13 protein-coding genes are annotated in these 16,655 nt (G+C 40.3%); 3 read left to right on the forward strand and 10 right to left on the reverse strand.

The annotated features are described in order from the left end of the window. Positions 1-156: 156 nt before the first annotated feature. Positions 157-2,697, forward strand: coding sequence for a penicillin-binding protein PBP1a (gene ponA, locus MTO68_RS21445; RefSeq protein WP_244014289.1), 2,541 nt, complete (start codon positions 157-159; stop codon positions 2,695-2,697). A gap of 326 nt (positions 2,698-3,023) precedes the next feature. Here ponA and MTO68_RS21450 read toward each other — a convergent pair whose 3' ends face one another. The 10 genes from MTO68_RS21450 to MTO68_RS21495 form a co-directional block, all read right to left on the reverse strand. Then, entirely contained in the window at positions 3,024-3,827 is an 804-nt protein-coding gene (locus MTO68_RS21450; protein ID WP_244014291.1) for a putative RNA methyltransferase, read from the reverse strand. A 71-nt stretch (positions 3,828-3,898) separates the two neighbouring features. Next, positions 3,899-5,017 (reverse strand): phospho-N-acetylmuramoyl-pentapeptide-transferase, encoded by a 1,119-nt coding sequence (gene mraY / locus MTO68_RS21455; protein ID WP_004725416.1) that lies wholly within the window; start codon positions 5,015-5,017, stop codon positions 3,899-3,901. Then, positions 5,017-6,426, reverse strand: coding sequence for a UDP-N-acetylmuramoyl-tripeptide--D-alanyl-D-alanine ligase (gene murF, locus MTO68_RS21460; RefSeq protein WP_004816652.1), 1,410 nt, complete (start codon positions 6,424-6,426; stop codon positions 5,017-5,019). The genes mraY and murF overlap by 1 nt, the downstream gene beginning before the upstream one ends. A 9-nt stretch (positions 6,427-6,435) precedes the next feature. Continuing rightward, complete coding sequence (locus MTO68_RS21465; RefSeq protein WP_244016012.1) at positions 6,436-7,932, reverse strand: UDP-N-acetylmuramoyl-L-alanyl-D-glutamate--2,6-diaminopimelate ligase; 1,497 nt, start codon at positions 7,930-7,932, stop codon at positions 6,436-6,438. 7 nt (positions 7,933-7,939) lie between these two features. Continuing rightward, positions 7,940-9,775, reverse strand: a complete 1,836-nt coding sequence (gene ftsI, locus MTO68_RS21470) for a penicillin-binding protein PBP3 (protein WP_004816649.1) — start codon at positions 9,773-9,775, stop codon at positions 7,940-7,942. Positions 9,776-9,784: 9 nt separating this feature from the next. After that, positions 9,785-10,117 carry a cell division protein FtsL gene (gene ftsL / locus MTO68_RS21475; protein ID WP_004725407.1) on the reverse strand — a complete coding sequence of 111 codons (333 nt, stop codon included), beginning with the start codon at positions 10,115-10,117 and terminating at the stop codon, positions 9,785-9,787. Further along, positions 10,114-11,040, reverse strand: a complete 927-nt coding sequence (rsmH, locus tag MTO68_RS21480; protein WP_034615067.1) for a 16S rRNA (cytosine(1402)-N(4))-methyltransferase RsmH — start codon at positions 11,038-11,040, stop codon at positions 10,114-10,116. Before rsmH ends, ftsL begins: the two co-directional genes overlap by 4 nt. Before the next feature lie 173 nt (positions 11,041-11,213). Next, entirely contained in the window at positions 11,214-11,648 is a 435-nt protein-coding gene (locus MTO68_RS21485) for a GNAT family N-acetyltransferase (protein WP_244014293.1), read from the reverse strand. A 413-nt stretch (positions 11,649-12,061) separates the two neighbouring features. Then, positions 12,062-13,078 carry a sulfate ABC transporter substrate-binding protein gene (locus MTO68_RS21490; RefSeq protein WP_004816643.1) on the reverse strand — a complete coding sequence of 339 codons (1,017 nt, stop codon included), beginning with the start codon at positions 13,076-13,078 and terminating at the stop codon, positions 12,062-12,064. Positions 13,079-13,322: 244 nt separating this feature from the next. Beyond that, complete coding sequence (locus tag MTO68_RS21495; RefSeq protein WP_004725400.1) at positions 13,323-14,315, reverse strand: sulfate ABC transporter substrate-binding protein; 993 nt, start codon at positions 14,313-14,315, stop codon at positions 13,323-13,325. 363 nt (positions 14,316-14,678) lie between these two features. Here MTO68_RS21495 and MTO68_RS21500 point away from each other — a divergent pair, with 363 nt between their 5' ends. Both MTO68_RS21500 and gltX read left to right on the forward strand, forming a co-directional pair. Next, a complete protein-coding gene (locus MTO68_RS21500) occupies positions 14,679-14,990 on the forward strand; it encodes a hypothetical protein (protein ID WP_004725398.1) in 312 nt (103 codons plus the stop codon). 138 nt (positions 14,991-15,128) lie between these two features. Next, the gene (gene gltX, locus MTO68_RS21505; RefSeq protein ID WP_004725395.1) at positions 15,129-16,637 is read left to right on the forward strand and encodes a glutamate--tRNA ligase; all 1,509 of its coding nucleotides are present in this window, start codon (positions 15,129-15,131) and stop codon (positions 16,635-16,637) included. Positions 16,638-16,655 lie beyond the last annotated feature (18 nt).

Below are 16,655 nucleotides of genomic sequence, written 5' to 3' on the forward strand. Positions count from 1 at the left end.
TTCCTATTATTTTTTTATCCCCAATAAATAACACAAACCGACTGCATTTGGTCTTAATTTTTTACAGATACAATATCCCATCTAACAATCCATCACATGAGAAGCTATACTGAACGCAATTAGTTTGCCATTAGCTATTATTAAAACTTACTTGTTATGAAAAAGCTATCTTGTTCAGGTTATATTCATCCCTTTTTTTTGCTGATTATCATTATTTTAGTCGCAATTCCGATGGGCTTTTATGGAATGTATCTATATATTGCCCCATCACTACCAGAAATGAGCTCTTTAAAAAAGGCGCCATTGCTTAAACCTTTGCAAGTTTATTCAGCAGATAATCAGCTGATCGCTGAATATGGTGGCAAGCTTTCGGTGCCTGTTGAGTACAATCAGATCCCGCCGCATTTCATTCATGCCTTCCTTGCTGCTGAAGATTCATCATTCTTCGAACATAGCGGGATTAGCTTTAAAGGCTTAGGGCGTGCCGTGAGTGAAAGTGTTACTGGGTCAAATGTACAAACAGGCGGCTCAACAATTACCATGCAGGTGGCTAAAAATTATTATCTATCCCCTGAACGAACACTTAAGCGCAAACTTACTGAAGTTTTTTTGGCACGTAAAATAGAACAAAATCTATCGAAAGAAGAAATTTTATCTTTATATGTCAATAAGATCTTTTTGGGTAAAAATGCCTATGGTATTGCTGCTGCTGCAAAAATTTATTATGACAAAAGCTTAGATCAACTCAGTGTCGCACAAATGGCGATGATTGCAGGCTTACCTAAAGCACCGTCAAAATACAATCCTGTAGTGAATCCTGAACGCGCCTTAGAACGCCGTAACTGGATTCTAGGTCGTATGTTACAACTCGGCTATCTTAAACAAGCAGAATACGAAAAAGCTGTCGCTGAACCAATTAACTTGAGTATGCCTGATCGCGGCTTAAGTAATCGATTTCCCTATGTAGGCGAAATGGTCCGCTCTGAACTAGTTGAAAAGTTTGGTGAACAAGCAATTGATTCGGGTTATAAAGTTTATACAACCGTAAACAGCCAACGCCAACAATATGCAGAAGATGCAGTACAAAAAGGCTTGGAAGATTATGATCGTCGTCATGGATGGCGTGGTGCTGAAGCACATGATAAACCTTTAAAACAATTCATCCCTTATGCCAATACCTACCCTGCAGAAGTCATCAAAGTAGGCAGCAATAGTTTTGATGCCAAAATGCAAGATGGTTCAACAGTGACTGTACCTTGGTCAGGTATGTCTTGGGCAAGAAAATATATCAATGCCAATGCCGTTGGTGGTGCACCAAGCCGTGCTTCGCAGATTGTAACTGTTAAAGATATTATCCGTTTACGTCCCAATGAAAATAAAACCGCGTGGTCATTGGTTCAAACCCCGAAAGCACAAGGTCAACTGATTGCAATCAACCCCAATGATGGTTCAATTGAAGCAGTGGTGGGTGGATACAACTTTTACCAATCTAAATTTAACCGCGCAATACAAGGCTGGCGCCAACCAGGTTCAACCATTAAGCCATTCATCTATGCACTGGCGCTTGAACGCGGTATGACTCCATACACCATGGTCAATGACAGTCCAATCACCATTGGTCGTTGGACACCTAAAAACTCTGATGGTCGTTATTTAGGCATGATTCCTTTGCGTCGTGCTTTATATTTATCACGTAATACCGTTTCTGTGCGCTTATTACAAAGCGTAGGTGTAGAACGTGCGCGCCAATTATTGATGGATTTTGGCCTACAAGAAGATCAAATCCCGCGTAATTTCACGATTGCGCTGGGTACCCCACAAGTACTTCCTGTTCAAATGGCAACAGGCTATGCCGCAATTGCCAATGGTGGATATCGCATTCAACCGCATTTCATCAGCCGTATTGAAGATGCTTATGGCAAAACCATTTATGAAGCAGCGCCTGAATATGCGTGTATTCCATGTATCAATCAAAAAGAAACTGTGGCCAATACTGCAACCACCCCTGATGACGAGGCCATTGAAGGTACAAACATTACAGTGAATGAGGTTCAAACCCCTTTAAGTAAAGAAGAACAAAGTAAATATCGTCAAGCACAACGGATTTTAAAATCACAATCTGCTTTTGATATGGCAAATATTCTTCGTGATGTGATTGTGCATGGTACTGGTCGTGCAGCACTTAAAATTGGTCGCGATGACATTGGCGGTAAAACAGGAACAACCAACGATGCGAAAGATGCGTGGTTTGCTGGCTTCAACGGCAAATTAGTTGCGATTGCTTGGGTCGGTTTTGACCAGCCTTCCACTCTCGGCCGTCGTGAATATGGTGGGATCGCAGCACTGCCAGTTTGGACTGGTTTTATGGGTAAAGCCTTAAAAGATACACCATCTGCTTGGGTACATTTTGACAAAAATGCCAAAGCACCAATTTCTCGTGAAGAACGTAATCAAACACAAGTTGAAGGTGCGACTCAAAACGAAGGCTATGGTTCATCACCACCTTTAGCACGTCCAATCTTTAAACCTGCGCCTGTTACACCATCACGTAATTCATCAAATGACTTTGAAGACTTGCCTGATGAAGGTACAGATCAACCGCTCAAACCGAACAAAGTAACACCGCCTGCAATGAATCAAGGCGGTGCGAAACGAGAAAGTGATTCTCTTGAGAATTTGATTAATGAAGTTCAATAATCTAGGGTCTGTTGACATTTCATAAATGGCTTGCGTTGTAGGTTAAAATTGAGCAGGCAAGGCATGTAACGAAGAGAATAGCGAGACTATTTTCGAGTTTCATAACGTAGACTGAGATAATTTTAGCCACAACCCTTCGGGACTAGCGTGTTTTTTGCCGCTACGTCGTTACGAACTACTCATTTAGAATGACTAAATTTCGTATCTCGTGCCTAGTATCGCCTAAAAAACACACGTAGTCGCAAACATAGACGAATTGTCGACAGACCCTTTATTTTATAAAAAATGCCATCAATTGATGGCATTTTTTATGGCTTAAATTTTTATTATTTTTTCTGAAAAATATAAATTTGAAAGGCTGCCTTTAACGTCGTTTTAACTTGTGCTTCCAAAACTAAACGCTTTTCAGGTTTTGCTTTATAAGCATAAGGGGTCATCGCAATCAGATTTTTGAGTTGTGCTTGATCCAACTCAAACGTTGTTTCGATAATCGGCTGCTCTATTAACTCAAAAGATGCTTGTAATTGCTCGACAAACTTTTGCGGTTCATGGGCTTTGACTTCATCAAACAGCCCCTCACGCATGGCATATAAATGCTCTGGTGCAGGTGTTACCACCATCAAATAGGCCTTTGGCTTAAGTACTCGGAGTATTTCTTCTTCTGGGATCGGGCTAAATAAGCTGGTACACAAATCAATCGAATGATCCAAAACAGGTAGCGTCGCTCCTGTCCCCACAATCCATGTCACATCTTTATTGAGTTTTGCAGCAACCTGAACTGCATTTTTTGCAATATCAACACCAATACATTGTATCACTTGATGTTGCATTGCATCAGTATAGTAGCCTTCACCACAGCCGATATCCAGCAGGTTTTCAACCCGTAACTCACGAATTTTCTCAACCACGGCTTGCTGTAAAGGTGCATAAAATCCACCACTTAAAAATCCACGGCGTGCTTGTACAGATTCAGGGGTATCCCCTGGATTTTTACTATGCTTATGTTGTACTACATGTAAATTTACATAGCCTTGTTTTGCCACATCATAGCTATGATTATTTACACAGCGCCAAGTCCGATCCGATAGGCTCAATGCCTCACGACATACAGGGCACATCAACAAATTCATTGTATTCTCCAAAAGATATTTTTAGGCCATAAAAAAAGCCGGCAAATGCCGACTTTTCAAATCACTTTGGCTTAGCGTAATTTTAATGTCATTAGACCTAAAACTACCAGCATAATTGTGATAATCCAAAAACGGATCACCACTTGAGTCTCACGCCAGCCTTTTTTCTCATAATGATGATGCAACGGCGCCATAAGAAATACACGTTTATTGCGCATACGTAATGATCCGATTTGCAAGAATACCGAGATTGCTTCTACGACAAAGACCCCGCCCATAATTGCAAAGACGATCTCTTGACGAACCATTACCGCGATAGTGCCCAGCATTGCACCTAATGATAATGCACCAACATCTCCCATAAAGACTTGGGCAGGATGCGCGTTATACCAAAGAAATGCTAAGCCTGCCCCAATCATTGCAGCACAAATAATCACCAGCTCAGAGGTATATTTTACATAGGGAATATGTAAATAATTGGCAAAGCGTATATCACCTGCCAAGTATGCAAAAACACCTAAACCTGCGGCAACCAAAACAATCGGCATGATCGCCAGACCATCTAAACCATCTGTCAAATTCACTGCATTTGACCCACCATTAATTACCAGATAGGTAAAAATAATGAAGCCAATACCCAATGGAATTGAAGACAATGGAATACTCAGATTTTTAAAAAATGGTATCAATAAATCCAGCATATTCGCTGTATGTACAGGGCTGTCTTGCTGAGTTGCAATGATATACAACGCAATACCCGCCCCCAAAGAGCCAACCGAAGTCCAAAAGAATTTCTTCTTGGCAGGTAAACCCGCATTGTCTTTATAACGGACTTTAATCCAATCATCCGCCCAACCTACAGCACCAAAGATCACCATAACAGCCAAGACAATCCACACATAAGGATTGGATAAATCTGCCCAAAGCAAAGTACTGATCCCGATTGAAAGCAGAATTAAAATCCCGCCCATTGTTGGCGTACCCATTTTTTTGGCATGATTTTCAGGTGCATATGAACTGACAGCCTGACCATATTTGAGCGCTTGTAATTTACGGATCATGACTGGTCCCAAGGCCCAACCAATCGCAAGTGCAGTCAGTACACTGAGCAATGCTCGTAACGATAAGTATCGAACAACTTGGAACGCGTTCTCATAACCCGCCAAGTGTTGAAATAACCAATACAGCATTAAACTTTCTCCATCAAATCAGCCATCAACGTTTCCATATGGGTATAGCGAGAACCTTTAAACAGGAAACTCATGGACTGTGGTTGATGTGTTGCAATTAAACTTAACAATAAAGGTAAAGCTTGTTCTTGGCTAAGAAAAGCTTGTAATTTTTTACCATATTGAGTGCTTCGCGCACCTTCTTGTGTAGCAGGAGCAAACTCTCCTACCGCGACAACAAATTGGATCCCATCCACTGAAACCAGATCACGACCCAACATATAGTGTTGCTGCGCAGCAGTATCGCCCAGTTCACCAATATCGCCAATCACCATCACTTTGATCCCTTGCTGTTGCGCAAGTACCTCAGCTGCTGCACGCATTGAAGTCGGGTTGGCATTATAGGTATCATCAATAAATAAGTGCTTGTGCTTATGAATAAAATTCAAACGCCCTTTTGCACCTTGTGCCGACTCCAAGCCGATCACAATATCGTCTAAATCAACGCCAATCGCCAAGGCAAATGCAGTTGCTGCTTCTGCATTATGGACATTATGTTCGCCTGCAAAAGGAAGATTGACTGTTCTTGCGCCTTGAGGTGCATTAAGGGTAAAGATTGCAGACTGTGCGTGTAACTGAACATCTGTCGCAAAGACTTCACCACCCTGACCAAAACTTAATACTTGCTCAGTGTCTATCACTTGACGAATCGTATCGGTAAAATCATCCTGAGCAGGAACAATTGCTGTTCCAGCTTGATCAATATGACGGTAAATTTCAGATTTGGCACGGCAAATTCCATCACGTCCACCAAATTCGCCTAAATGTGCAGTTCCAATATTTAAAATACCGGCAACATGTGGCTGCACAAGATTTGAGGTGTAATCAATTTCACCTTGATGGCTTGCACCAAGTTCCATCACCGCATATTGATGCTCTGAACGCAGCTCCAATAACATCATTGGCACACCAAGATCATTATTTAAATTGCCACGTGTAATCAAGGTCGGGGCTAAACGTGAAAGAATACTCCCCAACATCTCTTTGGTGGTGGTCTTGCCACTACTGCCTGTAAGTGCAATCACTTTTAATTGTGGATGTTGAGCACGACGATACGCTCCTAAATGCCCCAATGCCAAACGTGTATCTGCCACGACAAGTTGACAGATATTTACATCAACAGGATGGCTCACGATGGCAATTTGGCAGCCATTCGCAGCCACTTGAGCAACAAAATCATGTGCATCAAAACGCTCACCTTTGAGCGCCAAAAAAGCATCACCTAATTCAGCATGACGTGAATCAGTCAAAATACGTTTAATTTCACCTTGTGGTGCTTGATCTAAATACCAATAACCTTGAGTTGCTTCAGCAAGTTGTGCTGCTGACCATGGCTCCAAAGGCACAGTGCTGGTGGTAGAGGTGTGCATCTCTTATTCCTAATGAGCTGGATAAGCTGAATTGGGTTTATGGTGTTGTGCATCTATTGCCGATTGCACTTCAACGACATCGTCAAACCAATGACGAACACCATCAATTTCTTGATAATTTTCATGACCTTTTCCGGCAATCACAACAATATCACCTGATTGGGCATGCTTTACTGCATATTTGATTGCTTCACGGCGATCACGAATTTCGTGAACCTCATGCTGGCTAAAATCAATTTCATGCTTCATATCGGCAAAAATTTGCTCAGGATTTTCTGTACGCGGATTATCTGATGTGATCATCACGGGATTGGCTTGTTCCAAAGCTGCTTTGGTCATCAATGGGCGTTTACCGCGATCTCGATCACCACCACAACCAAAGACAGCCCAAAGCTGATTTTCAACATGGCGTTTCAAGGTTTTTAAAACCTGAGTTAAAGCGTCTGGTGTATGTGCATAATCCACCACAAACAGACGATCCTGATCACGAATCACCTGCATACGTCCAGGTGCACCTTTTATGTTGGGTACAGTTGCGATAAGTTGTTTTAAATCAAAACCTGCTTGTTCAGCAACAATTAAACTGGCCACCAAATTTTCAATATTAAAATGCCCAAGCAATGGGCTATTCACGGTAAATTCAGCTTTGGCTGTTTTGAGATGGAATGTTGCCCCATCTAAGCTATATTTAATCCCAAATACTTGGTAATCAGCCGCTTTAGAGGTTGAATAAGTCAATACTTTTGGGTGTGACAGATTGCTACTTGCCGCATTCATCATTAGATCTGCATGCGCATCGTCTATGTTAATTACTGCAACTTTTAACGCAGCAAATTTAAACAGTAACGCTTTCGCTTCAGCATAGGCTTCAAGCGTCCCATGATAATCCAAATGATCTCGACTTAGATTACTATATGCAGCAATCTCAATATCACAACCATTTAAACGACCTTGTTCCAAACCATGCGAGCTTGCCTCAATTGAAGCGAATTCAGCACCTTGCATAGCAAAATCATGCAGAAGATTTTGTAAATGCAACGCATCTAAAGTGGTATGCGAAGACGCTTCTAGGTTTGGCAAAATCCCGTTCCCCGTAGTTCCCATCACTGCACATTTTTTATTTTGTAATGCCAGTAATTCAGCAACAAGGCGTGAAATTGTGGTTTTACCATTGGTTCCCGTGACTGCAAGAATTCGCGCAGCTTTTACTGGGGATGTCGCTTGTAAATATTGTTTTTGCCATTGTCCCATCAACTGACGCACATCTGGGCAGATCAATGCAGATTCAAAGCCTAAATCTGTTTCACTAATAATGCCCAATGCGCCTTTGTCTAAAGCGATTTGAGCAAATTGTGCGGTTTTTTCTGGTTGCGAATAACTGGTCAAAGCAATAAAAATTTGCCCTTGCTGTACATAACGACTATCTAGAGAAAAGCCATTAAAAGACTCAGACATCCAAGCCTTTGTATTATCAACTTTATAAATATCTTGAAAATTAATCATTATAGTTTACCTATGGCTTGGCCTTAGCCGTTTCAAGAGGTTTATCTAGAGGCACATTCATTAAACGTAAAGATTCTTGCATAATTCGGGCAAACACTGGAGCGGCAACCAAACCACCATAGTATTGTCCACGCGGATTTTCGACTACAACAATAACCGCCAAACGAGGATCACTAATCGGCGCCACACCGGCAAATAAAGCACGGTATTCAGTATTCGAATAACCTCTATGGTCAGGGCGCAACTTGTGTGCTGTACCTGTTTTACCACCCACGCGATAACCGGGAATATTGGCTTGTTTTGCAGTACCACCAGGCATCGTAACTTGCTCTAACATCAACAAAACTTCATCAGCAATTTTAGGTGCTAAAACCTGTTTACCTTTGGGCTGATCATTTAATTTATAGAGACTTAAAGGATATTCCACACCATGATTGGCCAACATTGCATAGCCTTGCGCCAACTGTAAAATCGTCGCATTTAGACCATAGCCATAAGCCATTGTACCAATTTGCGAAGAATTTAACTTTTCAGGTGGAAGCACTAAACCTCCACTCTCACCTGGGAATTTAACCGCCGAACGCTGTCCAAAACCGACCTTTCTAAAGAAGCTTGGCAAGGTTTCTTTTGGTAAAGACAAAGCAATTTTTGCCGAACCGACGTTCGAGGATTTAATGATCACACCAGTAACGGTCAACGAACCATAGTTATGCGTATCACGAATGGTATGGGAACCTAAACGCATCGAACCTGGGCTGGTACTAATCACCGAGTTTGGGGTATATTTGCCACTTTCCAAACCCGCTGCAATGGTAAAAGGTTTCATGGTTGAACCAGGTTCAAACATGTCAATTGCACCACGGTTACGCATGGCATCTTTATTACTTAAGCCATTTTTATCGTTGGGATTATAAGAAGGCCAACTCGCCATAGCCAGAATTTCGCCCGTTTTTACATCCACAGCAATTGCAGAAGCAGAACGTGCATTATTGGCAACACCCACCGCAGTCAACTCACGATACATAATATATTGCAAACGTGAATCAATACTTAAGGTGATGTTCTCCCCTGCTTTCACTTCTTTTACAACTTCAGGGGTGGTAATACGGTTACCATGTTTATCACGAGAAATCTTTTGCTCACCATCTTCACCAGCCAGACGGGAGTTTAGCTGCATCTCTAAACCTTCAATCCCCGTCCCTTCACTATTGGTGAGACCAATAATTTGCGCATTGGGTTGCGGCTGAGGATAATAACGTTTATAGGTTTTTTCGGCATAAACACCAGCAAATTTATGTTGGGTAATAAAATCTGCTTGTGGTGGTGGAACTTCTTTTTTAAGTACCAAATAACGAGAACGTGGACGTTCATTTAAACGTTTTTTTAAGTCTGCACGATCAAGACCGACTGCATCTGCCAATTCATCTAAATTTAAATTTTCATCAGGCAATTGGCGTTTAAGTTTACGACTGTTGGGTGTCTTCTGTAATTCAGCCGTGATGGTATCAAACTGTTTTTTAGTCTCAAAATATTCACGTGGATCAATCACCACTTTCATGATTGGAGAACTGATTGCCAAAGGCACGCCATGACGATCACTAATCACACCACGCATGGCTTTTAATGTTTCAGAACGTAGAATGTTGGCATTGGCTTTATTTTGTAAAAAGTCTTTATTAATCACTTGCACATAAAATGCACGTCCGACCAAGCCGACAAAACATAAAAGCACCACACCCCACATTAAATAGAAACGCCACATATCTATCGATACAGTACTTTTCTGGGTAATGGAAGGCTGCTTTTTACGTGGCTGCCGAGTCGGTTTAGTTTGCTTATCTGCCATACAGATGCCTTACTTCTTCTGCTCTGATTCAGTTGGTAATGAAATGACAACTGTTTGCGCAGCTGGCGGTGAATACATTCTCAATTGTGTTACGGCACGTGTTCCTATTTGCGCAGTTGCACCAAATGTTTGTTGTTCAATGAGCAAACGTCCCCATTCTGCATTGATATCTTCACGTTCACGCATATAACTATTTAAATCACGAAAATCATGACGATAAGCAAAGACTTGCAACACCACCATAAAGGCACTGATCAACACTGCAACAACCAATACGCCATAAACAATCGCTTTTTTTATTGCCAGCTTATGACTTGATTCTTCTATAATTTCTTGTTTCATTCTGCGCCTTTTTGTTCTAAGCGTTCTGCAACTCGAAGCCAAGCACTACGTGAGCGAGGATTGGCTTTGACTTCTTCCTCACTGGCACGAACTCTGTCTACTTTTTTCAGTCGACGAGTATCTTGTACTTTTTGCGGTAATCCCCAGCCATTATCTTCTGGTAACGTTGATTCTTTTTGAATAAATTGTTTAATAATTCGGTCTTCAAGTGAATGGAAACTAATGACGGCCAAACGTGCATTTGATTTTAACAAATCTACGGCTTGAGGTAAAAAGGTATGTACGTCATCGAGTTCTTTATTAATTTCAATACGAATAGCTTGGAATGTCCGTGTCGCAGCATGTTTATTCTTTTCCCACTTAGGATGCGCAACTTTCACAATTTCCGCTAATTTTCCAGTGGTTTCAATATAACCTGCTTGCTTAATCGCACGTGCAATACGACGACTATAACGTTCCTCACCATATTGAAAAATCACATTGGCCAAATGTTCTTCGTCTACATCCACTAGCCAATCTGCGGCTGTTTGTCCTTGAGAATTATCCATACGCATATCAAGTGGTCCATCTTTCATAAAACTAAAACCACGGTCTGCTTGATCTAGCTGTGGTGATGACACCCCTAAATCTGCCATAATCCCATCGACTTGATAAATATCTAATTGATTTAATTCTTGTTGTAAATCTGCAAAACTGGCATGAATAATTTTAAAACGAGGATCTTCTTTTTCTAACTGATATGCCACTTCTAACGCTTGTGGGTCTTTATCAAAAGCATAAACTTTTGAATGTTCATCTAATTTAGACAACAATAAACGGGTGTGTCCACCACGTCCAAATGTCCCATCCACGTAAATTCCTGTATTGCGATCTGCAAGTAAAGCATCGACAGTTTCATGTAGTAATACAGAAATATGAGACATAATTATGATTTCAGTTTAAGCAAAAAAAGTAACTGCACATTATTACCTTGTTTTGCCAAAGCTCCAAACGACTTTTTGTAGGGAAATATTACTTTTTATAGAGAAAACCGTTTTAAAATGCTTTTTATAAAAGTTCAGCACAAAAAATAGCTCATCCATCCTGCGACAAAGCGCTATCGTGTCTTGAGCATTTTTACATCACCATTGTCAAAATACGCTGAAACACGCCAACCTTGTCGGAGATAAAATTCAAAAGCACGACTTTTTTGATCGGTTTCCAAGCAAATTTCTTGAAAAGATTCAAATAATAAATCTTCTGCTTTTTTCAAAAGCGAAGTTCCGACACCTTTGGCTTCAAAATCAGGGTGGACAAACATGGCAAATACGCTGCCCTCAGTTAAATCTGCGATCGAAAAACCACACACTTGATGCTGCATCTCCGCAAGCCAGATAGTCGAAGTATTTTGAATTAAATCCAATATGACCGATTCAGTGATACCCAGTTCAGTCAGTTGTTGTTTTGACAAATGGTTTTCTTTGACTGATGTTCGTATATCAAAAATAACCTCAATATCATCTTTAGTCGCGAGTCTTAGCGTAATATCCATCGTCTCAATTTTTTGTTTACTTTGATATCAGGGTCTGCTGGCATTTCATAAATGGCTTGCGTTGTAGGCTAAAATTGAGCAGGCAAGGCATGAAACGAAGAGAATAGCGAGACTATTTTCGAGTTTCATAACGCAGACTGAGATAATTTTAGCCACAACCCTGAGCAAGAACAAAGCACTGCTTTGTTTGCAGCGCAAGGCGCAGCGGGGGACTAGAGTGTTTTTTGCTGCTACATCGTTACGAACTATTTATTTAGAATGACTAAATTTCATATTTCGTGCCTTGTATCATCTAAAAAACACACTTAGTCGCAAACAGAGACGAATTGTCAACAGACCCTAGTCTAACTGATTCATAACAGAATGAAAAAACCTCCTAAAAAGGAGGTTGATTCAATCAAAATAGTGGATGCTTAGCGCTTGCTATTATAAATCTGATCAAAAACACCGCCATTGGCAAAGTGAGTTTGCTGTGCTTTTGCCCAACCACCAAAGACTTCATCAATGGTAAAAGTTTTCAGTTCAGGAAATTGATTGGAATATTTAGCTAAGATTTTTGCATTGCGCGGGCGATAGAAATGACGTGCTGCCATATCTTGACCTATTGGAGAATACAAATAGTTAATATAACCTGTTGCTAACCATTTATTGCCATTCTTCTCTACTGTTTTATCAACAATTGCCACTGACGGTTCAGTCAAAATTGACATCGATGGATAGACAATATCAAATTTATTGCCAGATGCTTTCTTACTCACCATGGCTTCATTTTCCCAAGTCAGTAAAACATCACCAATCCCACGTTCAGCAAATGTGGTCATCGATGCACGCGCAGCTGGATCCATAACTTTTACGTTATGGTACATCTTAGAAACAAACTCACGTGCTTTAGCATCATTACCACCCGGTTGTTTAAGTGCATAGCCCCAAGCTGAGAGATAGATCCAGCGTGGTAAACCACCCGTTTTAGGATTAGGGGTAATGATTTGTACACCAGGTTTGGTCAAATCTGTCCAATCCTTGATACCTTTAGGATTACCTTTACGTACTAAAAACACAACGGTAGACGTATACGGTGCTGAGTTATTTGGAAATTCTTTTTCCCAACCTGGGTTAATTTGACCTGATTTCACAATTTCATTGATATCATTGGCCAAAGCTAAGGTCACTACATCACCTTTTAAGCCATCAACCACGGCACGCGCTTGTTTTCCCGAACCACCATGCGATTGTTTAAAATCAACAGTCTTACCTGTACGAGATTTCCAGTAAGCACCAAATGATTTATTAAACTCATCATAAAACTCACGCGTTGCATCATAAGACACATTTAAAAATTCACGGTCAGCAGCATAACTTGCTGTCGTTGCAACAGTTAATCCCGTCGCAATAACCACAGCACTCATCAGTGCTTTAAAATTAGTTTTCATATTATGAGTGCTAACATCGCTAAAATTATTCTAAATATATGAAATAAGCGAATAAACTTCAATCAAAAAGCGAAATACCCGCAAACTCAGCACAGATTAAAAATCAATCTATAGTTTTAATTGATGAAAGTGCTCAACATCGCTGTAGTTTATATTTTGTCTGTTTATTTATTTTTATCGCAAATGTATCAAGCTAAAAAAAGCCCCCTTTGATCAAAGAGGACTTGTTTGTATTTGATTCAGATTACTTTTCAGCCGTAAATTGATCGTAAATCCCCCCATTGGCAAAATGGGTTTTTTGCGCTTTTGCCCAGCCACCAAAAACTTGATCTATGGTAAAGAGTTTAATTTTTGGAAATTTTGCCGCATATTTACCCGCAGCTTTGGCATTACGCGGACGGAAATTATATTTTGCTGCCAAGTCCTGCCCTACTGGTGAATAAAGATAATTTAAATAGCCCTTTGCTAAATTACGATTACCATCTTTATCAACCACTTTATCGACGATTGCGACTGAAGGCTCAGCTAGGATTGAAATGGATGGATAAATAATTTGATATTTGTCTTTATCTGGACCAGACGTCGCCAAAATTGCTTCATTTTCCCAAGACAACAAAACATCGCCAATCCCACGATCCGCAAATGTTGTGAGCGAGCCACGTGCGCCTGAATCTAACACTTTGACATTTTTATATATTTGTTTGACTAATTCACGCGCTTTTGCATCGTTGCCACCCGGTTGTTTTAATGCATAGCCCCACGCTGATAAATAAATCCAGCGCGGTGCACCGCCTGTTTTAGGGTTTGGTGTGATAATTTCAACCCCAGGTTTTACCAGATCATTCCAATCTTTAATTGCTTTGGGATTGCCCTTACGCACTAAAAAAACAACGGTAGATGTGTAGGGTGCAGAATTATTTGGAAATTCTTTTTGCCAGCCTTTTTCAATCAAACCCGCATTGACAATTTCATCAATATCATTGGCCAAAGCCAGTGTCACCACATCTGCTTGTAAACCATCTACCACTGAACGTGCTTGCTTACCAGAACCACCATGAGACTGCTTAAATTCAATATCTTGGCCTGTTTTTGATTTCCAAAATTGACCAAAACTCTTGTTATATTCTTGATAAAATTCACGGGTAGGATCGTAAGATACATTTAAAAATTCTTTCGCTGCATAAGCATTCCCCGTGACGATTAAACTGATCGCACTTAAAAGCAGTAGTTTTTTCATTTCTTTCTCGGTTTTTAATGATTTAGAAGCACTATATTTTTATTATTTTAATTTAACAATCAATTACTTATAAATATTTAAACTATCTTATTCATAATTTAAGATATCTAAAAATGTGTATTACTCATGTAAATTATTTGGTATATTTTTTACACAATTTAACCTAAACTTGAATTCTTCACGATTCATCCACATTTATGTGTTATCAATTAAAATATTACATTTCGTTTCAATGATTGTTTTTTAAACATTTTTTGTGTAGTATTATTAAAAAATGTGACGTAGTTATGCTTTTTGTAAGTTGTTTTGCTACAATAACCATGTTCAAGAACAAAAATTTGACCATCAAGGGGAGCCGATGGAATGAATGATTCTTATTTAAAGATCTTGGGCTTAAGTCTAGGACTCGCAGTGATGGCACAGACAGGCCATACTGCTGCAATTAAAGATACGACCAAGCCAATACAATCGTTAATTGTTGTGGTAGATAAACAATCACCGATTGAAAAAGCGCTCAATCAACAAAAGCGTGGCGAGAATAAACTGATCTCAGATAAAGATCAGCTTAAAGTTTTAACGTCGATTAAAACCACAGCCTCACAAAACTTTTTAGCTGAACAACATCAGAAATTTTCTTGTTTTGTACAAGCTTTATTCCAACCGCATACTTTGTAAAAATTTGATTTAGAAAAATAAATTCTACGCTCCTCAAAAGAATTTAGAAGCCCAATCGTTTATTGGTGAATTAACCCTTAAGCAGTTGGGCTTTTTCGTTATAATAGTTTCAATTTACATTCTGAATAATATTTAGTTATGAAAGTCCGTACTCGTATTGCACCCTCTCCAACTGGTTTTCCGCATGTAGGCACTGCCTATATCGCCTTGTTTAATTTATGCTTTGCACAACAACATGGTGGCGAATTTATTCTTCGTATTGAAGATACCGACCAACTCCGCTCAACCCCTGAATCTGAAAAAATGATTTTAGATTCATTGCGTTGGTTAGGTTTAAATTGGTCAGAAGGGCCAGATATCGGCGGACCTCATGCTCCTTATCGCCAATCTGAGCGAATGGGAATCTATAAACAATATGCTTTAGAACTTGTTGAAAAGGGTCATGCCTTTTACTGTTTCGCAACGGCGGAAGAGCTTGATCAAATGCGTGCTGAACAACAAGCCCGTGGTGAAACCCCTGGTTATGACGGTCGTGGCTTAAAACTTTCCCCAGAAGAGGTACAACAGCGTTTGGCTGCGGGTGAAGCTCATGTGATCCGTATGAAAGTCCCTGAAGAAGGCGTTTGCCAATTCAATGACTTACTTCGTGGCGAAGTGGAGATCCCTTGGGCACAAGTCGACATGCAAATCCTACTCAAAACAGATGGTTTGCCAACTTATCATTTAGCCAATGTGGTCGATGACCATTTAATGGAAATCACTCATGTGATTCGTGGCGAAGAGTGGATTCCATCTGCGCCAAAACACCAGTTGCTCTACCAATATTTTGGTTGGGACATGCCAACATTGTGCCATATGCCATTGCTGCGTAACCCAGACAAGTCAAAATTGTCTAAACGTAAAAATCCAACCTCAATCAACTACTACAAAGACATCGGTGTGCTGCCTGAAGCCTTACTGAACTATTTAGGTCGTATGGGTTGGTCAATGCCAGATGAAAGAGAAAAATTCTCTTTGGCTGAAATGATTGAACACTTTGATATTCAGCGTGTGTCTTTAGGTGGTCCAATTTTTGATGTTGAAAAACTAAACTGGCTCAATGGACAATGGATTAAAGCACTCAGCCCTGCTGAACTGTTAAATACACTTTTGGCTTGGAAGTCTGATCGCCAAACCCTAGAAGATATTGCTGCGGCCATTCAGCCACGTATTAACTTACTATCTGAAGCGGTAAATTGGGCTGGTTTTTACTTCAATCAATTCCCAACATTGACCAAAGAGCAATTTGACAGCAAAAAGTTGACTGAAGAGCAAGTTCGTCAAAGCTTGCAATTTGCAATTTGGCGTTTAGAAAGCTTGTTTACTTGGAACAACGATACTGTAAGCCAAACCTTGATGGATTTGGCGAATCAAATGGAAATCAAACTCCGTGATTTCATGCCAGCATTCTTTATCGCAATTGCTGGTTCAACATCATCGACCCCTGTGATGCAATCGATGGTCACCATTGGCCCTGATTTAACCTTTGCCCGTTTACGTCATGCACTTGAAATTGTGGGTGGTCCGAGCAAAAAAGAAGCAAAAGTTTGGGAAAAACTGAACGAAAGCATCAAATTGCCGAAAAATGATGCAGTTGATGAAGCTTAATTAAATTTTCTGTTGACG

Source organism: Acinetobacter sp. NyZ410 (assembly GCF_022828975.1).
In the GTDB taxonomy this organism is placed as follows: domain Bacteria; phylum Pseudomonadota; class Gammaproteobacteria; order Pseudomonadales; family Moraxellaceae; genus Acinetobacter; species Acinetobacter guillouiae.